The sequence below is a fragment of the Arthrobacter sp. AFG20 genome (assembly GCF_002892795.1).
In the GTDB taxonomy this organism is placed as follows: Bacteria; Actinomycetota; Actinomycetes; order Actinomycetales; family Micrococcaceae; genus Arthrobacter.
This window is the reverse complement of the sequence record NZ_PJMC01000018.1, coordinates 49,532-67,904: the sequence shown is the minus strand read 5'-3', so window position 1 is coordinate 67,904 and position 18,373 is coordinate 49,532. Positions and strand designations below refer to the sequence as shown.

General features: G+C 66.0%; 15 protein-coding genes. 4 read left to right on the top strand and 11 right to left on the bottom strand.

The features are described 5' to 3' along the window. From murD to dinB, 10 genes are all read right to left on the bottom strand, one after another. On the bottom strand, window positions 1–1,605 hold the full coding sequence (gene murD / locus CXZ05_RS18425) for a UDP-N-acetylmuramoyl-L-alanine--D-glutamate ligase (protein ID WP_102973971.1): 1,605 nt from the start codon (window positions 1,603–1,605) through the stop codon (window positions 1–3). After that, window positions 1,587–2,696, bottom strand: coding sequence for a phospho-N-acetylmuramoyl-pentapeptide-transferase (gene mraY / locus CXZ05_RS18420; RefSeq protein ID WP_102973970.1), 1,110 nt, complete (start codon window positions 2,694–2,696; stop codon window positions 1,587–1,589). Before mraY ends, murD begins: the two co-directional genes overlap by 19 nt. Then, window positions 2,693–4,165 carry a UDP-N-acetylmuramoyl-tripeptide--D-alanyl-D-alanine ligase gene (gene murF, locus CXZ05_RS18415; protein ID WP_102973969.1) on the bottom strand — a complete coding sequence of 491 codons (1,473 nt, stop codon included), beginning with the start codon at window positions 4,163–4,165 and terminating at the stop codon, window positions 2,693–2,695. The genes mraY and murF overlap by 4 nt, the downstream gene beginning before the upstream one ends. A gap of 6 nt (window positions 4,166–4,171) precedes the next feature. Further along, the gene (locus CXZ05_RS18410; RefSeq protein WP_102973968.1) at window positions 4,172–5,818 is read right to left on the bottom strand and encodes a UDP-N-acetylmuramoyl-L-alanyl-D-glutamate--2,6-diaminopimelate ligase; all 1,647 of its coding nucleotides are present in this window, start codon (window positions 5,816–5,818) and stop codon (window positions 4,172–4,174) included. Between the two features lie 83 nt (window positions 5,819–5,901). Next, window positions 5,902–7,710, bottom strand: coding sequence for a penicillin-binding protein 2 (locus CXZ05_RS18405; protein WP_102973967.1), 1,809 nt, complete (start codon window positions 7,708–7,710; stop codon window positions 5,902–5,904). Window positions 7,711–7,754: 44 nt separating this feature from the next. Beyond that, window positions 7,755–8,420: a hypothetical protein gene (locus tag CXZ05_RS18400; protein WP_102973966.1), complete on the bottom strand. Its 666-nt coding sequence runs from the start codon at window positions 8,418–8,420 to the stop codon at window positions 7,755–7,757. Continuing rightward, window positions 8,417–9,415, bottom strand: coding sequence for a 16S rRNA (cytosine(1402)-N(4))-methyltransferase RsmH (gene rsmH / locus CXZ05_RS18395; RefSeq protein ID WP_102973965.1), 999 nt, complete (start codon window positions 9,413–9,415; stop codon window positions 8,417–8,419). The genes CXZ05_RS18400 and rsmH overlap by 4 nt, the downstream gene beginning before the upstream one ends. Window positions 9,416–9,589: 174 nt before the next feature. Beyond that, entirely contained in the window at window positions 9,590–10,018 is a 429-nt protein-coding gene (gene mraZ, locus CXZ05_RS18390; protein ID WP_102973964.1) for a division/cell wall cluster transcriptional repressor MraZ, read from the bottom strand. Between the two features lie 403 nt (window positions 10,019–10,421). Next, a complete protein-coding gene (locus CXZ05_RS18385; protein WP_102973963.1) occupies window positions 10,422–10,793 on the bottom strand; it encodes a DUF3040 domain-containing protein in 372 nt (123 codons plus the stop codon). A 316-nt stretch (window positions 10,794–11,109) separates the two neighbouring features. After that, window positions 11,110–12,270, bottom strand: coding sequence for a DNA polymerase IV (dinB, locus tag CXZ05_RS18380; RefSeq protein ID WP_374754675.1), 1,161 nt, complete (start codon window positions 12,268–12,270; stop codon window positions 11,110–11,112). Window positions 12,271–12,432: 162 nt separating this feature from the next. Here dinB and CXZ05_RS18375 point away from each other — a divergent pair, with 162 nt between their 5' ends. Both CXZ05_RS18375 and CXZ05_RS18370 read left to right on the top strand, forming a co-directional pair. Then, a complete protein-coding gene (locus tag CXZ05_RS18375) occupies window positions 12,433–12,969 on the top strand; it encodes a hypothetical protein (protein WP_102974005.1) in 537 nt (178 codons plus the stop codon). Beyond that, window positions 12,966–14,060, top strand: a complete 1,095-nt coding sequence (locus tag CXZ05_RS18370) for a polyprenyl synthetase family protein (RefSeq protein WP_102973961.1) — start codon at window positions 12,966–12,968, stop codon at window positions 14,058–14,060. Before CXZ05_RS18375 ends, CXZ05_RS18370 begins: the two co-directional genes overlap by 4 nt. A 53-nt stretch (window positions 14,061–14,113) precedes the next feature. Here CXZ05_RS18370 and CXZ05_RS18365 read toward each other — a convergent pair whose 3' ends face one another. After that, a complete protein-coding gene (locus CXZ05_RS18365) occupies window positions 14,114–14,467 on the bottom strand; it encodes an Rv2175c family DNA-binding protein (protein ID WP_102973960.1) in 354 nt (117 codons plus the stop codon). A 250-nt stretch (window positions 14,468–14,717) separates the two neighbouring features. Between CXZ05_RS18365 and CXZ05_RS18360 the strand changes: the two genes are divergently transcribed. Continuing rightward, on the top strand, window positions 14,718–16,037 hold the full coding sequence (locus CXZ05_RS18360; protein WP_102973959.1) for a lytic transglycosylase domain-containing protein: 1,320 nt from the start codon (window positions 14,718–14,720) through the stop codon (window positions 16,035–16,037). 112 nt (window positions 16,038–16,149) lie between these two features. Beyond that, window positions 16,150–18,366, top strand: coding sequence for a Stk1 family PASTA domain-containing Ser/Thr kinase (locus CXZ05_RS18355; protein WP_102973958.1), 2,217 nt, complete (start codon window positions 16,150–16,152; stop codon window positions 18,364–18,366). The last annotated feature ends 7 nt before the right edge of the window (window positions 18,367–18,373 follow it).

The window sequence follows — 18,373 nt, the reverse complement described above, 5'->3', positions numbered from 1 at the left end:
TTACTCCTTGCCGGTCCGGGCATCCCCTTCCACGAGCTCCCGGACCGCTGCAATGAAGGCGTCGCCACGGTGAGCGTAGGAAGAGAATTGATCCATGGATGCAGCAGCCGGGGCCATCAGCACAGTGTCACCCGAGGCGGCGAGCTGTGCCGCCGATGCGACGGCCTGTGCCATCACGGCCTTCCCGGTTTCGGCTGAATCCGGTGCGGCATCATGTCCGGTTCCGGCAGACTGCACCATTTCAGTGTGGCCTGCCGCCTGCCGGATGACGGGGACATCCGGTGCGTGTCGCTGCAGGGACTCCTCCAGTGACGCAGTGTCCTTGCCAATGAGCACGACGGCCTTCAGGCGGCGTGTGTGGTCGCGGACGAGGTCGTCGTAGCTGACGCCCTTCGACAGGCCACCGGCAATCCACACCACCGGGTCGAAGGCGGCCAGGGAGGCGGAGGCGGCGTGCGGGTTGGTGGCTTTGGAATCGTTGATCCAGAGAACGCCGTTCTGCTTCGCGACCGGCTGGATGCGGTGGCTTCCGGGGATGTAGGCCTGCAGTCCTTCGCGCACATGCTCGGGGCTGACGCCGTAGGCCCGCACCAGGCCGGCGGCGGCCAGGGCGTTGGCCACCATGTGGCGGGGGGCCACCGGACCGAGGTCGGACATGGACGCCAGTTCGACGGCGCTGTCCTTGCGTTCGGCAATGAAGGCCCGGTCCACGAGCAGGCCCTCCACGACGCCGAGCATGCTGATGGCGGGCGTGAGGGTGGTGAACGCCACCGCGCGGCAGCCCTCCACCACGTCGGCGTCCTCCACCATGCGCTCGGTTTCGATCTGCTCGTCGTTGTAGATGCAGGCCTTCTGCGTGTTTTCGTAGATCTTGGCCTTGTCGGCGAGGTAGGACTCGTAGGAGCCGTGCCAGTCCACGTGGTCCTCGGCGACGTTGAGGCACACGCTGGCGACAGCCGAGACGGAGTCGGACCAGTGCAGCTGGAAGCTGGAGAGCTCCACCGCGAAGACGTCGTACTCCACCGGGTCACGCAGGGCATCGAGGATGGGCGTGCCGACGTTGCCCACCGCGATCGCCTTCAGGCCCGCGGCGCGCAGCATGGACTCGGTCAGGCCGACCGTCGTCGTTTTGCCGTTCGTGCCGGTGATGGTGAGCCAGTCAGCTGTTTTCCGGCCTTCGCGGACGCGCAGCCGCCAGGCCAGTTCGACGTCGCCCCAGACAGGGATGTGGGCGCGGGCGGCAGCCGCCAGCAATGCCTGGTCCGGGCGCCAGCCCGGCGAGGTGACCACGAGGTCCGGCTTCAGGCCGTCGATCTTTGGCAGCGTGCGGACGGCCTCCTCCCCCAGGAGAACGTCGGCCGCGCCCACGATCCGCAGCGTGTCGGCCTTGCCTTGGGCCGTTTCCGTGGTGGCGCCGTCGACCACCACCACGCGGGCGCCAAGTTCGATCAGCGTGTCCGCGGCCGCGAAGCCCGAGACACCGATCCCGGTGACCACGACGCGCAGCCCGGCCCAGTCGGAGTCCCAGCTCACCAGGCCGCTGAGCCTGGCCGGACCAGATACTTCAGCATGGGATTCGGAGCCGTTCACAGGAGGACCACCCATTCTGCGTAGAAGATGCCAAGGCCAGCGGCGACGAACAGGCCGGCGAGGATCCAGAACCGGACCACCACGGTGACTTCCGCCCAGCCCTTGAGTTCGAAGTGGTGCTGCAGCGGCGCCATCTTGAAGAAGCGCTTGCCCTTGGTCACCTTGAAGTAGCCCACCTGGATGATGACGGAGAGCGTGATGAGGACGAACAGGCCACCGATGAAGGCCAGGAGCAGTTCGGTGCGGGAGAGGATGGCGAACCCTGCGATGGCGCCGCCAATCGCGAGGGAGCCGGTATCGCCCATGAAGATTTTGGCCGGTGAGGTGTTCCACCACAGGAAGCCCACCAGCGCGGCGCTCATGATGGCGGCAAGAAGCGCCAGGTCCAGCGGATCCCGGACGGAATAACAGCCGCCACCCGTTTGACGCGGCGAGCCGCACGCCTGGTTGCTCTGCCAGATGCCCATCAGCGTGTAGGCGCCGAAGACCATGACCGCGGCGCCCGCGGCCAGTCCGTCCAGTCCGTCGGTAAGGTTGACGCCGTTGGTGGCGGCGGTGACGATCAGGTTTGACCACAGCACAAAGAGGATTGCACCAAGCACGGTGCCGCCGAATGCCAGGTCCAGCCACGGGATGTCACGGACCAGCGAGATCTTGGTAGACGCCGGGGTAAGGCCGTCCCCATCCGGGAAATACAGGGCCATGACGGCGAAGATGATGCCCACCGCTGCCTGGAGAATCAGTTTCGCCTTGGCGTTCAGGCCCAGGCTGCGCTGCCGTGAAATCTTGATGAAGTCGTCCAGGAAGCCCACCAGGCCCATCCCCACCATCAGGAACAGCAGGAGCAGCGCCGAGGCCGACGGCCCGGCCGACCGGGGGTTCATGAGCCACATGATGAGGTGCGTCAGGCCGTAGCTCAGCAGGACTGCGCCCACCACCACGGTGCCGCCCATCGTGGGGGTGCCGCGTTTGGTGTGGTGCGAGGTGGGTCCGTCATCGCGGATGAACTGGCCATAGCTCTTACGGACCAGCAGGCGGATGAACAGCGGCGTACCCACCAGAGCCAGCAGCAGGGCCAGGCCAGCTCCGATCAGTAGTGCAATCACAGCAGCTCGCTCCCTTCATTGGCATTTGTGGGGGTGGCGTGTGGGGGTAATGCTATCCGATCGCCCAAATGGCGCAGGCCCACGCTGTTCGAGGACTTGAAGAGCACCAGGTCACCGGGTTCGAGCTGCTCCTGGAGCAGTTCGTAGGCCTCATCAACAGTCTCGGCGAAGATGCATTCATCGCCCCAGGAACCTTCCTGCACGGCGGAAACGTACAGTGAACGCGCTTCCCGGCCCACCACCAGGAGGCGGGAGATGTTCAGCCGCACCACCTGCGTGCCGACGGCGGTATGCTCGCGGATGGAATCGTCGCCCAGTTCCAGCATGGCCCCGAGCACGGCCCAGGTGCGGCGTCCGCGGCCGAGGTCGGCCAGCGTGCGCAGGGCCGCCCGCATGGATTCCGGGTTGGCGTTGTACGCGTCGTTGATCACCGTGACGCCGTCGGGCCGTTCGGTGCGCTCCATGCGCCAGCGGCTTGCCGCGGACTGGGAGCTCAACGATGCGCTGATCCTGTCAGCCGGTACGCCGGCCGCGTGCGCGGCCGCCGCGGCGGCGAGGAGGTTCGCCACGTGGTGTTCACCGATCAGTTTGCTGCTGACCCGCACCGTGGGCTCCCCCGGCACTTCGAGGTCGAACTCCGGGTTGCCTGAGGCGGTGGTGTCCAGGTTGGCGGCACGGACGGCGGGAGCGTCCGGATCGGCATCCCGGGAGGAGAAGCCCAGAACTGTGCCGCGGGTCCGGGCGGCCATGGCGGCAACACGGGGATCGTCAAGGTTCAGCACGGCGGTGCCTGCGGCGGGTACGGCCTCGGCGAGTTCGCCCTTTGCGGCCGCGATGTTTTCCACGCCGCCGAACTCCCCGGCGTGGGCTGTTCCCACGCCGAGCACCACACCAATCTCTGGCCGGACCATGTTGGCCAGGTAGCGGATGTGTCCGATGCCGGTGGCGCCCATCTCGATGACCAGGAACCGGGTGTCGAAGCCCGCCTGGAACACGGTGAGGGGCACGCCGACCTCGCCGTTGTAGGAACCCTGGGGTGCAACGGTAGGCGCCTCGGCCGACAGGATTCCCGCCAACAGGTCCTTGGTGGTGGTCTTCCCCGCCGAACCCGTGATGCCGATGACGGTCAGCTGTTCGCCCGCCGACTCGCGATGCTGCCTGATCCGCCGGACCGCTTCTGCCGCGAGGGCGCCCATGGCCAGCACCGCATCCTCGACGACGACGGACGGATAGTTCCGGCCGGCGTCGTCCTTGATTTCACGTTCGGTGAGGGCCAAAACCGCGCCGCGGTCAAAGGCCGCGCCCACGAAGCTGTGCCCGTCTGCGCTTTCGCCTGGTTTGGCGACATAAAGGGAGCCGGAACCGGCCTCCCGCGAGTCGGTCACCACGGATACCGGGGTGACGTCGGGGTCGGCAAGCAGCCGGCCGTTGGTAATTTCGGCGATTTCCGCCGCAGTTAGTTCAATCATGTCGGTCTAGGACTCTATCCCGTCGTCTTGGAGAACGGTGAATCCTCGTGCCGTCAAGGCGTTCCGTAGTTCCACCCTGTCGTCGAGGGCAAGGTTCACTCCCTTGACCTCCTGCCACACTTCGTGTCCGCGACCCGCAACCAGGATGGTGTCCTCCGGAGAGGCCAGGTTGACGGCTTCACGGATGGCAGCATCGCGGGGGAAAACTTCCATGATCTTGCAGTCGAGCTGCTCGGCTTCCTTGGCGTCCGTCGCACCCACCAGCACCTCGGCGCGGATGGCAGCGGCGTCCTCATCGTGGGGGTCGTCATCGCTGACGATCACGACGTCGGCGAGCCGGGCCGCGGTGGCGCCCATGGAAGGGCGCTTGCCCTGGTCGCGCTGGCCGGTGGCGCCGAAAACCACGATCACCTTGGACGCGGGCTCCGGGGACCGGACGGCCTCCAGGGCGCGTGCCAGTGCATCCGTGTTGTGGGCGAAGTCGACGACGGCGGCCGGCCGGGTGGCGACCAGCTGCATGCGGCCGGGCACTGCAACAGTGAACGGGTCCCGGGCATCCAGCGCTGCCTGCACTTCGGCCGGGTCAGCACCGCCGGCGAGGACCATGGTCAGGGCCAGGGCCGCGTTGGAGACATTGAACGCCCCGGGCAGGCCCGTGTGTACGCGGAGTTCCGTGCCGTTCCGGCCGCGGAGGGTGAATTCCGTACCGAGGCTGCGGGGCTTCGGGGCGGTGACGGTCCAGTCGGCGGCTGGCCCGCTGCCCGGCTGGAGGGTGGCGAGCGTGGTGACCGGAAGCTCAGTCTGGGCGGCGAGCCGGCGTCCCCATTCGTCGTCGACCGTCACGACGGCGGCACGGGCGCGTGCGGGGGTGAACAGCTGCGCTTTCGTCCGGTAGTACTCCTCCATGGTGCCGTGCAGGTCCAGGTGGTCCTGGGTGAGGTTGGTGAACCCGACGACGTCGAAGACCACGCCGTCCACGCGGCGGAAGGACACCGCGTGCGAGGAGACCTCCATGGATGCGGCGTCAAGGCCGCGTTCCCGCATGAGGGCAAGCAGGGCATGGACATCGGTGGATTCCGGGGTGGTCAGGAGGCTGGGAATCGGGTCCCCGCCGGCCAGGATCTCGATGGTGCCGATGAGTCCGGTCTTCTTGCCCATCGCCTGCAGCAGGGCGTTGATGAAGTACGTGGTGGTGGTTTTTCCGTTGGTGCCGGTCACGCCGAACATCGAGGGGCCCGGGAAGTCGGCGTCCTGGCTTCGGTAGATCAGCCTGGACAGGCGGCCCACCACGCTGCGGGGCTCCGCCACCACAAGCACGGGCACGGCGAGGTCCGAGCCGACGGCAAGAAGCCGCGCGCCGGCGTCGTCCGTCAGTACCGCAGCTGCGCCGGACCCGATGGCCGTCGCGGCGAAGTCGGCACCGTGCCGCTCCGCCCCCGGCAGGGCAACATACAGGTCGCCGCGTTCCACGGACCGGGAGTCGAGCGAGATGCCGGTGACCTGAACGGACGCGGAGGCCCGCGGCACCGGAACTCCCACTGACTGGCCGATGACACCCAGTTCGACGGCGGCGACGGCGGTGGGCCGGAAGCCGCTCTTGGATGCCTGCCCCTCCGGGGCGTCGGCAGTGCCGGGGTCATGGTGCTGTGACAACTGAATCTCCGTTGGTGCTAGCGGACCAGCGGACACGGCAGAACTGTTGTGTTCAGGTGTACCGCGGTCTTTCTTGGCGGGTGTTACTTGGCGAACTGCGGCAGCCTGACGGGCGTGCCCTTGGACGGCGGAACGTTGTACGTCCGCAGTGCCTGGCTCATGACCGACCGGAACACGGGCCCGTTGGTGATCCCGTAAATGGACCCCTTGGGACGCTGCAGGACCACCTCCACAATAAACCGCGGATCGTCCATCGGCGCCATCCCCACCATCGAGGCGGTGTATCCGCAGAAGCCTGCGGTCCCGTCGTCGCAGGGCGACTGCGAGGTACCGGTCTTGGCCCCCACCCGGTAGCCGTCGATCGCGGCCTCCTTGATCTGGCCCTCGGTGACGGCACTTTCGAGGATGTCCCTCACCTGCTGCGCCGTCTGCTCCGAGACCACCCTGCGGGACGGCTTGGCCGCCACCTTTTCCTCGGTTCCGTCCGGGCTGATGTAACTGTCGATGAGCCGCGGCTGCAGCATCACACCGTCATTGGCGATGGACTGGTAGGCGCGGACCGTCTGGAGTGTCGACTGCGAGACACCCTGCCCGAACAGCACCGTGTACTGCTGGCGGCCGTCCCACTGGTCGGCCGGGGTCAGGATGCCCTTCGCCTCGGCCGGCAGGCCGATTTCCGGTGCCTCACCGATTCCGAACTTCTGCAGCCAGTCGTGGCGCTGGTCTTTGCTGAGGCGCTGGCCGGCCATCACGGTGCCCGTGTTCATGGACCAGCCCAGGATGCCCGCCAGGGTCCGCTTCTCGGTGCCATGGGAAAAGGAGTCGTCGAATTGCTGGCCGTCCACCACCAGGGACGGCGGGATAACGAAGGTGTCCAGCGGTTTGGCCTTGCCTTCTTCGATGACGGCGGCGGCGGTGATCATCTTTTCCACTGACCCGGGCTCGTAGGCGGCGGTGACGGAGCGGACGCCGCGGTCCTTGGCGGCCACCTTGCCGGGGTCGTTGGGATCGGGCGTATTGGTGTCAGCCATGGCGATGAGGTTTCCGGTCTTCACGTCCGAGACGATGATGACCCCCCACTCGGCGCTGAGCTTGTCCGCCTGGGTCTGGATGGCCTGCTGGGCGAAGTACTGGAGGTCTGAGTTCAGGGTGAGTTTGACGTCCTTGCCGTCCTGCGCGGGCGTCAGTTCGTCGATGCCCACGGGAATACGGAGGCCGTCGGCGCCGATTTCGAACACGCGCTTGCCCGCAGTGCCGCGCAGTATTTCGTCCTGCGTCTGCTCGAGGCCGGCCTGGCCGGTGGTTCCGTTCTCGAGGAAGCCCACAATGCCGCCGGCCACCGATCCGTTCGGGTAGACGCGCTTACTGGTTCCCTCGGAGAAGATACCCGGGATCTGCAGTTCCGAGACCCGGTTTTCGACGTCGGGACGGAGGTCCTTGGCCACGATGTAGTAGGTCCTGGTTCCGGTGACGGATTTCCGCACGTCCTCGGTGTCCATGCCAAGGGCGGCAGCAAGCTCGGCGATCCCCTGGTCCCGGGAAACGGTGACGAGTTCGTCCTTGCCGTTTACCTTTTCAAGGCGCTTGAAGGATTCGGTCTTGGTGTTTACAGACTGGTCAACAGTGATGTTGTAGCGGATCACGCTGTTCGCCAGCACTGCTCCGCCGGCGTCCAGGATGCTGCCTCGCTCGGCCGGCAGCACGGTGGGGCGCAGCCGGTTGTCCAGGGCAGCTTCAGCCATGCCGCCGACGTCCAGTCCCTGCACGAGGAAGAGCTTTCCGCCGACAACCAACAGCAGTGCAAGCATGATACTGAGTCCGAGGCGGAGCCTCTTCGTGGCGTTAGCAGCCTTCTTCTTGCTTGCCTTGCTCTTGCCTTGCGCCACGCTCATCCCCTACTGCTTGCCATGCGGGCTACCAGCCGCCTGTTCCTGCCCTACTGCCCCGGCGTCCTTTGCTCCGGCGCCGGGATGGTCCCCCCGTTAAGGGCCGCGGGCTTGGCCGCAGCCGCCGGCTCGGCGGGCTTCGCAGCCGCCGGGGCCTCCGGCTGGGCAGCTGCTGATTCACCGGCAGCGGGCGCCCTGCTTTCCAGCGGCTCGCCCGAACTGGCGGGCGGGACCACGTTCAGCTGACCCGGGACGGCAGGGGCAGCGATCACCGCTCCTGCCGAGTCTCCCTTGACCGCCGGCTTGGCATCTCCGCTCACGGTCAGCGTGGAAAGATCAACCTGTCCCTTGCCGGTGGAAGCAACCATTCCCAATTGTGCGGCCTTGGCAGCCAGATTCTGGGGAGCCTCAAAATTTTGCACCTGCTGTGTCAGATCCTGGTTCTGCTTGGTGAGCGATGTCTGCTCGGCCCGGAGCTTGACCAACTGGTACTGCGCTGTGGAAACAGAGATGTTGAGCACCAGCACAGCAACCAGCGCGGCCGCCAGCAGGCCGAAGCAGAGGACAACGAAGGGCGCGCGGCGCTTCCGCGGTGCGGACCGGACCAGGGACAGCGGGGTGCGCGCCCTGCGGGCCGAACCCGGAAGCCCGGCCTCTATGTCATGGACGCTCGGGCCGGACGGAAGGGCGAGGTTCCTGGCAGCTGCGGTGCTCATGTTGCTCTCCTGGCTCTGATGCGTTCCACTGCGCGCAGCCGGGCTGATGCTGCGCGCGAATTCTCTGCGATCTCGACGGCGGTCGGCACCTCGGTGCCTTTGGTCAGGGTTTTGAGTTCGGCCTTGTGTTCTTCAAGCTCCACGGGGAAACCGAGCGGAGCTGATGATTTGGAGCGGGCTTGGAAAACGCCCTTGACGATCTTGTCTTCCAGCGAGTGGTAGGACATCACGACGATCCGACCGCCGAGCGCGATGGCATCCACCGCCGCCGGAACGGCACGTTCGAGGACTTCGAGTTCCTCGTTGACCTCGATGCGCAGGGCCTGGAAGGTGCGCTTGGCCGGATGTCCGCCGGACTTGGCGGCGGCAGCCGGGACGACGGCCCTGATCTGCTCGACGAGTTCCCCCGTGGTGGTGAACGGCTTTGCTGCCCGGGCGGCAACGATCCTGTTGGCGATGCGCCCCGCGAACTTTTCCTCACCCCACTTGCGGATGATCCTGACCAGTTCCTCTTCGCTGTAGTTGTTGACGACGTCCGCCGCCGTCTGGCCGCGGCTGGTGTCCATCCGCATGTCCAGGGGTGCGTCAAAGGAATAGGCGAAACCACGTTCGCGCTCGTCAAGCTGCAGGGACGAGACCCCGAGGTCCATCAGGATTCCGTGGACCGCAGGAATGCCCAGGTCCTCCAGCACCTCGGCGATTTCGTCGTACACGGCATGGACCAGGTCAGTGCGGGCCGTGAAGGGCTGGAGCCGTTCGCCGGCCAGCGCGAGGGCTTCTTCGTCGCGGTCGATGCCCACGAGGTGCAGGTCAGGAAAGCGCTGGAGCATGGCTTCGGAGTGCCCGCCCATGCCGAGCGTGGCATCTATGGCCACCGGTGCCTCACCGCGCAGGCGTGCGGCCTCGAATCCGGGCGCCAAAAGATTGATGCACCGGTCCTTCAGGACCGGTACATGGCGTTCGGACGTAGGCTTCGGCTGGTCGGGTTCTGTCATGCCTTCGTCCTTCCTTGAGCGCCTGGAATGATTCCTTGGGGGTGGCTTCTTGGGCCAGATCCCCATCCGCGCCTATCCCGTGGGCTGCCTGGCTCCGGGGAAGTGAGCCAGGTAGTCGGCAGGGATGGGCGGCTGGAGATCTCGTCCAAGAAACGGATACGGGTTCGGGCCGGCCTAAAGGATGCCGGCGATCGGGTTGTCAGTTTCGGAGAAGGAGGTTTCCTTCTCCGCCAGGTACTCATTCCAGGCTTGGGCATCCCAGATCTCCGCACGGGTGCCGGCCCCAATAACGGCCAGCTCCCTGCCGAGCCCTGCGTACTCCCGGAGCGCGGGAGGTATGGTCACGCGCCCCTGCTTGTCAGGTACCTCGTCCGAGGCTCCAGAGAGAAAAACCCGGATGTAGTCACGAGCCGACTTGTTGGAGATCGGAGCCTCCCGGATCTGCTCGTGCACCCTCGCGAATTCCTGCTCGCTGAAGACGTAGATGCAGCGCTCCTGGCCTCGCGTGAGAACAAGTCCGCCGGCAAGCTCCTCACGGAACTTGGCGGGGAGAATGATCCTGCCCTTTTCGTCAAGACGCGGCGAGTGTGTCCCAAGGAACACGTCCCACCGCCCGTCTGCCGTCAGAAGCCGAACAACCCCCGCGCTGCCACTACCCTCTTACGCGCTCCACTTTACTCCACTTCTCCCCACAGTCAACGCGGCGCGGGCAGTTCCCTGCTGCAGGAGCAAACATATTTCCGCGGAATGGCGGGGATTTTGCCTGGGGGTGGAAAGTGGAGGGAAATTGGGCCGCTCCGCTTACCGCGGCCGCGGCGGTCTCCAGCTTTGGAACACCCGCTCCCGGGCACAGTTCCCCGGGCTAAAGGCACAGTTCCCCCGGTTAAAGCGGAATGACCCGCCGCAGCGGGTCATTCTGAATTATTGGCGCCCAACCGGGGATGGACCCGGTGGTGCAATGTGGAGGGTGGTGCGATGTGGAGGTGGCGGGAAGTGGAGCGCGGGCTCAGGATTCCCCGCGGCGCCTTTCATCCCATCGTTCCTCGAGGCTGTTCATGAAGGAGCTCTTGCTCTTCGACTTCCGGCCATGCCCGCCGGCCTTCGCTTTGCCGGCCGCAACGCTGCGCATCGTGGCAAAGTAAACTCCGGCACCCATGACGACGAACCCGAGGACCCCTACGAATATGTTCTGGAGGGAGACACCCACCAGGAGGAGCAGCACCCCGGCCAGCGTGGCCAGTACGCCAATCACAATGTGCCGGGTGGACCAGCTGCGGCCGGGATCCGAGCCCATGGAATTGGCAAACTTGGGATCGTCCTCATGCAGTTGCCTCTCGAGTTGCTCGAGCAGCTTCTGTTCGTGCTCCGAGAGCGGCATCACGACCTCCTTAAGTAGGCCAACGTCCAGACAGGCCGGAACCGGTTGTTCCTGCCTCGTCAACGACCGGCATGCCATCCAGGTTCCCGGTCCCGCCAGCCTTGGCAGATCCAGGAATTCAAGCATACTGACGCGGCGGGTCAGGTGATCCACACATGTCCAGACGTTCGAAATCTTTGTATCTATAAGGATAGTTTGTTGGGCGCTGTTCTGAAAGACGCTGTTCACGGGCGGCATGACTTCCCGGGCCCTTGACCTGACACTGACCCGCGGCCATGAACACGGTTTCCCGCGCCCGCGTGTCGCAGGAATCACGTTAGGAGTTGCTGCTTCCCGGCTCAAGCAGCCGGGCCGGAAGCACGGACTTGCTGCCGAACTTCTCCGCCACCTTGTCCAGCGCCTGTTCAGCGGCCCGCCAGTTGTCGTCGCGCCTGTCCAGGCTGAGCTGAAGGGAGGTCTGGGCGGCCGCTTCCAGTTGCTCCGCACGGACACCCACTAGCCGGACCATCAGGGGCCGGCTGCCCAGCGACTCCAGCAGCTGGATGGCCACGGCATAGATGAGCTGCGCGCTGTCCAGTGGCGTGTGGACCGTGCGGCTTCGGGTCACCGTCGAGAAATCGGCGTACCGCAGCTTGAGCGCCACAGTCCGGGCCACCAGCCCGGAAGCGCGCAGCCGCTCGGCAGTGCGGTGGGACAGTCGCAGCAACTCCCGGTGCAGCAGGGCATCGTCGGCCGTGTCCGAGGCGAACGTTTCCTCCGCTCCGATGCTCTTCTCCACCCGCACCGGGGTGACGGTCCGGCTGTCGATACCCCACGAGAGCCGGTGAACGTGTTCGCCGGTTGCACCCAGCACCTTCTTAAGTGAGGAGACCGGCGTCGCGGCGACATCGGCCACGGTACGGATTCCCATGCGGGCCAACACTTCTGCCGTCTTGCCTCCAACACCCCACAGGGCGTTGACCGGAAGGCTGTGAAGATACGGGACGGTCTGCTCCGGACGGATGAGCAGCAGCCCATCCGGTTTGCACCGGGTGGAAGCGATCTTGGCCACAAACTTGCTGGCGGCGATCCCCACGGACGCCGTGATGCCCAGTTCGCTGGCAACCCTTCTCCGGATCAACTGCCCTATGTCACTCGGCGGACCAAGCCTGCGGATTGCCCCTCCGACGTCAAGGAATGCCTCGTCCACACTGAGCGGCTCAACGAGGTCGGTAATGGACTCGAAGATGCCCATCAGCTGGCCGGAGACTTCGTAGTACAGCTTGTGCCTGGGCTCGATGACAACGGCCTGCGGACACAGCCTGTGGGCCACGGCCATGGGCATCGCCGATTTCACGCCGAACCTGCGTGCCTCGTACGAAGCTGACAGCACAACGGAACGCTCCGCCGGAAAGCCCACTATCACCGGCCGGCCACGCAGATCAGGGCGGGCGCGCAGTTCAACCGAGACAAAAAAAGCGTCCATATCGACGTGCATGATGCTTGCCCGCCGAAAGTCCCGCAGCCGCGCTGCCGCCTGCTCCCTGTCGTCGTCCGGCCCCACATCTGCAATCCTATGCCCTGCACCTGACTAAACTGGAGGCTGAATCCGGCATCAACACCCAGGAGGACCGCACCTGTGAAGGTCATTGGAACGCTCATGCCTGCCCGTCTTGGGCTGCTCGCCGCTGGAGCGGCCGTAGTGGCGGCGGCGTCAGCGTGCACGGCACAGGCGCCCGGTTCCGCAACGCCCGCGGCGACGGCATCGGCCTCGGCCGCGGCCGCGGCAACGAACGCAGCAGCCGCCACGGCGTCCCCGACGGCAACCGCCAGCCCGTCTGCGTCCCCCGGCACGTCGGCCACCGTGGGAGCGCTCGTCGCCGGCTTCCCGTCAAAGCTGGTGCCCGTGATGCCCGGGGCCAAGGTGGTGGCCAGCAGCTTCGACAAGTCAGCCTCCCCGGCCACCGTCGCACTGGTTGGCTCCATCTCCGCCAAGCCGGCCGCCGTCGTCGCCTACTACACCAGAGCCCTGGAGGGGCAGGGCTTTACGGCTGTTCCCGGCAACGCTGTGGGAAGCGTGGTGTCGAAGGACTTTGTCCGGGCGGGAAGCGAGACCGTAAATATCGCCGTCCCGGCAACGGGCGGGGTTTCAACCTTCACCATCGGCGCCAACGTGACTCCCGAGTCCGTCAAGTGATGGTGGCCGAGCAGCTTCGCGTGGAGCAGGCGGACTTCGTGGCCGCCGTAGCGGGAAAGCTTACAGACTTCCTGACCACCCGGCAGTCGATCATGCTGGCAATCTCGCCGGACATCGATCCCATCATGGGATCCATCTCCAACCTGGTCACCGGCGGAAAGCGGCTCCGCGCCCTCATGTGCTACTGGGGATGGCGCGGAGCGGGCGGTCCTGCTTCCGCCGAGGACATCATCACAGCAGGCGCGGCCCTTGAGCTGTTCCAGGCCGCCGCCCTGATCCACGACGACATCATCGACCGGTCGGACACCCGCCGGGGCGGACCCAGCGTGCACCGCCGCTTCAGCCAGCTCCACGAGTCCCAGGGCTGGGCCCTCGACAGCGAACGCTTCGGCCACGCCGCCGCCATCCTGGCCGGCGACCTGTGCTTGTCCTTCAGCGAGGAAGCCTTCACGGACATCGGCGAAACGGCGGCCTCAGGAAGCAGGGCAAGGCTGATCTTCAACCTGATGCGTTCGGAGGTCATGGCCGGCCAGTATCTGGACATCCTCGAAGAGGTGGCCGGGCCAGTCCGGGACCGCGCCGGGGCCGTCAGCCGCGCCCAGTCAATCATCCGTTTCAAATCGGCCAAGTACTCGACCGAACATCCGCTTGCCCTGGGCGGGGCGCTCGGCGGGGCCTCTGACGAACTGCTCCGGGGCTACTCCGCGTTCGCGCTCCCCTTGGGCGAGGCCTTCCAGCTTCGCGACGACGTCCTGGGCGTCTTCGGGGACCCGGTGACCACCGGAAAGCCCGCGGGAGACGACCTTCGGGAGGGCAAGCGGACAGTGCTCGTGGCCTTCGCCCTGGACCTGGCCTCCCCCGAGGAGTCCGCGTTCATCGACTCAAAGCTCGGCAGCCCCGAGCTGGGCGAGGACGACGTGGCCGAGATCCGCCGGATCATTGCGGACTGCGGAGCCCTGCAGGCCACGGAGGTGCTGATCGAGGAGTTCGGCGCCGCGGCGTACGCAGCCCTCGAGCTTCTGCCGCTGGAAGACCTCCCCAAGACCGCGCTGCGGCGGTTGGCTGAAGCGACAGTGAGCCGGGCCGCCTGATCGGCTGGCCCGGCCCGTTTGATCACACTGGGTTTATTACCAGGCTGGGTTTATTACCAGGCCAGGGACTGCGCCCGGCGGCGGATTTCCGTCTTGCGCCCCTCGCGGAGGGCATCGATGGGCCGCCCGCGCAGTGACTCGTCAGGGGTAAAGAGCCAGCGGATAAGCTCCTCGTCCGAGAAGCCCGCGTCTGCCAGCACAACGATGGTGCCCTTGAGGCTGTCCACGGCGTGGCCGTCCTGGAGGAATGCCGCGGGCACCGAACGGATCCGGCGTTCCCCGATCCGCAGGGCGGCCAGCGCGCGCTCGTCAAGGAGCCCGTGGACTTTGGTAATGGACACATCCAGCAACTGGGCAACGTCGGGCAGGGGCAACCAGTCGCCTACAAGGGTTTCTACAGTACTCACGGGTCAAGGTTGCCATGGCGGACGCCCGCAAGCCTAGTTGAATCGGCGACTGTGTGCGCGCGCTCCATTTTGGCGCGCGACACTCCCATCCCGGTGGACCTTCCGGCTGAAATCTGATTCTTGTGCTATCCGAAAAATCGTGAGAGATTCACATAGATAACATTCGTAACACGATTAACATCAGTAACATAGCTATCACGAGCAACTGGCATGACCGACAGCATTCGCCGCTGAGAAGAGGATCTTTCCCATGACGACGACCCGCTCCACTAAGCAGTCACCCCGGCCGGGCCTGCCACTGATCGCGGCCACGACGGCCACGCTCCCAGCCGTCATGCTTTCCTCCCTTGCGGTCGCCCAGCCCGCAGCGGCCGACGTCCGGCCCCAGACGGTGCCCGCGACGCTTGCCGCCGCCATTGAGGCCCAGGCGGCCGCAGTCAAAGCGGGCATCATCCCTGCAGCCTCCGTGCCGGCTGCGCTTCCTTCAGGCCTTCAGCCCACCCGTGTCACGCCCACGGCCCACACGGTGGTCCGCGGGGACACGGTCAGCGGCATCGCCGGCCGGTACGGGCTGAGCACCCCTTCCGTGCTGAAGCTCAACAACCTGAAGTCGAATTCCGTGATCTACCCGGGGCAGCGGATCAAGCTGAAGGCTGTCGCGGCTCCCGCGGCCAAGGCTGCTGCCGCGCCCGCCGCCACCGCTGCCAGGACGTACACCGTCAAGTCCGGCGACACGTTGGGCGGCATCGCCGGGCGGCACGGCGTCAGGCTCTCCCAGGTGCTCAGCTGGAACGGGCTCAAGGTGTCATCGATCATCTACCCCGGCCAGAAGATCCGGCTCGGTGCCGGCACCGCTGTCGCGGCGGCCCCGGCCAAGACGGCAGCACCGGCCACCACCCGCTCAGCCTCCTATGTCATCAAGTCCGGGGACACACTGTCCGGCATCGCATCCAGGCATGGCGTCAAGCTCGCGGCCATCCTGTCAGCGAACCGGCTAAAGGTCACCAGCGTCATCTACCCCGGCCAGAAGCTCGCCATTCCCGGGAAGACCGGCACCGTCCAGCCGGCTTCCAGCGTCACGCCGCTCGTGCCCAGCTCCTTCCTCGGGTACACCTACCCGGCAGCTGTGGTCAGCTCGGCCAACAAAAACAAGGCCCTGCTCAACGCCTCGCCGGTTCCGTCCCTGGCCCAGATGCAGTCCATCGTGGCCGACACGGCGCGGAGGATGGGCGTGGATCCGGCACTGGCACAGGCCTTCGCCTACCAGGAATCCGGGTTCAACCAGCGGGCAGTGTCACCGGCCAACGCCATCGGCACCATGCAGGTCATCCCCTCCTCTGGTGACTGGGCATCCGATCTCGTGGGCCGGAAGCTGAACCTGCTTGACCCGTACGACAACGCCACCGCCGGAGTGGCGATCATCCGCCAGCTGATCCGGACCAGCAAGAACCTGGATTACGCCATCGCCGGCTACTACCAGGGTCAGTACTCCGTCAGCAAGCACGGGATGTACACCGACACGAAGCACTACGTGGCAGCCATCAAGGCACACCGCAGGACCTTCAGCTGATGCCCTGAATTGGCCTCAAGGCCGAAATACCCGGCCGCCGGGAGCATAACGATACGGGTCCGGATCGCATGTTGATTCGGACCCGTTTCCGTGCAGCACTTAGTATCGAAGAGTGCAGGAAAACGCTTTAGGCAGTTTCGTTGGATCGCTGGTGGACAACCGCTACCAGGTGAAGTCCCGGTTGGCGCGGGGCGGGATGTCCACCGTCTATGTGGCCACGGACCAGAGGCTGGACCGTGATGTCGCACTGAAAGTCCTGCATCCCCACCTGGTCAACGACGGCAATTTCCTCGACCGCCTGGCCCGCGAAGCACGTGCAGCGGCAAAGCTCTCACACCCACATGTGGTTGGCGTCCTCGATCAGGGGCACGACGGAGACACGGCCTACCTCGTGATGGAGTACATCAAGGGACACACCCTCCGCGATGTCATCAACAGCAAGGGTGCCCTGTCCCCCCGGCTGGCCCTGGCACTCATCGATCCGGTGGTGGAAGGCCTGGGGGCTGCCCATGCCGCAGGCATGATCCACCGCGACGTCAAGCCGGAGAACGTCCTGATCGCCGACGACGGCCGGATCAAGATCGGTGACTTCGGCCTCGCGCGCGCCGTGACAACGACCACCAGCACAGGCGCCCTGATTGGCACCGTCGCATACCTCTCGCCGGAACTGGTCCTTGGCAAAGCGGCCGACGCACGAAGCGACATCTACGCCACGGGCATCATGCTGTTCGAGATGCTCACCGGACGCCAGCCGTTCGAGGGCGACGTCCCCATCCAGGTGGCCTACCAGCACGTGAATTCCACTGTGGGCGCTCCCTCTGGACTGGTTCCCGGGCTCGCGGAAGAGGTGGATGAACTCGTGCAGTGGTGTACCGCCAGCGACCCCGAGCAGCGGCCGGTGGACGGCAATGCCCTGCTGGCGGAACTCCGCCATATCCGGACCAATCTCACCGACTCCGAACTTGATCTGCAACCCCCTGCGGCCATTCAGGCGGCCGCCGCGGCGGGCACAGTCCCCGACGCCGGCCCGCGCGGCACGGGCGCTCCGCCCGCACCCGCCCGCATGCCGTCCCGAATGCCTGGAAGCCCGCCTGGCCAGGGCGGGCCGGGAGCACAGGAAAACCAGGCAACCCAAACAAGCCCGGGAAACCACACAGAACTGCTGGCACCCATTCACGGCGATGAAGTCCCCCGGGGCCGCCCCACAGAAGTCATTTCGCGGACCAGCAACCCGACCACCGTGTTTGCCACCCCTGTCTCTCCAACCCCCGCCTCTTCAAGGCCAGGCCCGGTCCTCCCGTCCTACGGATTCGACGACGACGACGCGGAGGCGGCCCCGCTCCCCCTGAGCAAGCGGGAACAGCGGAAACTGGACCGCCACGCACAAAAGGAACGGTCGCGCGCCGCTGCCACTCCCGTCCGGACGCTCCGGGAGGGGAATTCCCGGCGCCGGGGCGCGCTTTGGATTGTTGTCCTGGTGCTCCTCGCCCTCCTTGCCACCGGCGCGGGATGGTTCTTCGGCATGGGACCAGGCTCCCCCGGAACCGTGCCGGTCGTGGCAAACAGGACAGTGGCGGAGGCCCAGCGACTGCTCCGGGACGCAGGCTTCCAGTCCAGCACCCAGGACGTCTTCGATGACGACGTCAAGGCCGGTCTGGTAGTGGGATCCGAACCCGGTGCCGGAACCGAAATCCGCAAATTCCAGCCTGTCTCGCTGTTCGTGTCCAAGGGTCCGCAGCTGTTTCCCCTGCCGCAACTGACGGGCAAGACGCTTGACGCCTCCAAGGAAGCACTTAACGGCGCCGAGATGGCCCTGGGCAGAGTCACCGGGAAATTCGACGAGGAGATTCCGGCAGGAACGGTCCTGGGCCAGGCCCCGGCGGCGGGAACGCCCGTGCGGCACGGCACGCCGGTGAGCCTCACAGTTTCGAAGGGCCCGCAGCCCATTCCGGTGCCGGACGTGCGCGGACAGGACCAGGAGGAGGCCGTCCGCTCAATTGAAGCTGCCGGACTCAAAGCTGTGGTGGCCGACGAAACGGTGCACGACAGGAACGTTCCGAAGGGGGCCGTGGTCAGCCAGGAACCCGCTTCGGGAACGCTGACAAGGGGCCAAACGGTCACCCTGACGATTTCCGAGGGGCCCAAGCTCGTGAAGGTGCCCAACTACATCGGCAAGCAGGTCCGGGAGGCCCGCGAAGCCTTGGAGAAGCGCGGTTTCGAAGTCCGCGTCAACGAAGTCCTCGGCGGCTTCTTCGGCACGGTGCGGGACCAGGATCCCGTGGACACAGAGGTACCCGAGGGCTCCGTCATCACCCTCACCGTGGTGTAGCCGCGAC

What these genes read in the sequence shown, in the direction of transcription:
- CXZ05_RS18360 (WP_102973959.1), top strand. Translation starts at nt 14,718, where the DNA reads ATGACGACGACCCGCTCCACTAAGCAGTCACCCCGGCCGGGCCTGCCA.
- murD (WP_102973971.1), bottom strand. Translation starts at nt 1,605, where the DNA reads ATGGGTGGTCCTCCTGTGAACGGCTCCGAATCCCATGCTGAAGTATCT.
- rsmH (WP_102973965.1), bottom strand. Translation starts at nt 9,415, where the DNA reads ATGACAGAACCCGACCAGCCGAAGCCTACGTCCGAACGCCATGTACCG.
- CXZ05_RS18405 (WP_102973967.1), bottom strand. Translation starts at nt 7,710, where the DNA reads ATGAGCGTGGCGCAAGGCAAGAGCAAGGCAAGCAAGAAGAAGGCTGCT.
- dinB (WP_374754675.1), bottom strand. Translation starts at nt 12,270, where the DNA reads ATGCACGTCGATATGGACGCTTTTTTTGTCTCGGTTGAACTGCGCGCC.
- CXZ05_RS18385 (WP_102973963.1), bottom strand. Translation starts at nt 10,793, where the DNA reads ATGCCGCTCTCGGAGCACGAACAGAAGCTGCTCGAGCAACTCGAGAGG.
- murF (WP_102973969.1), bottom strand. Translation starts at nt 4,165, where the DNA reads ATGATTGAACTAACTGCGGCGGAAATCGCCGAAATTACCAACGGCCGG.
- CXZ05_RS18400 (WP_102973966.1), bottom strand. Translation starts at nt 8,420, where the DNA reads ATGAGCACCGCAGCTGCCAGGAACCTCGCCCTTCCGTCCGGCCCGAGC.
- CXZ05_RS18375 (WP_102974005.1), top strand. Translation starts at nt 12,433, where the DNA reads ATGCCTGCCCGTCTTGGGCTGCTCGCCGCTGGAGCGGCCGTAGTGGCG.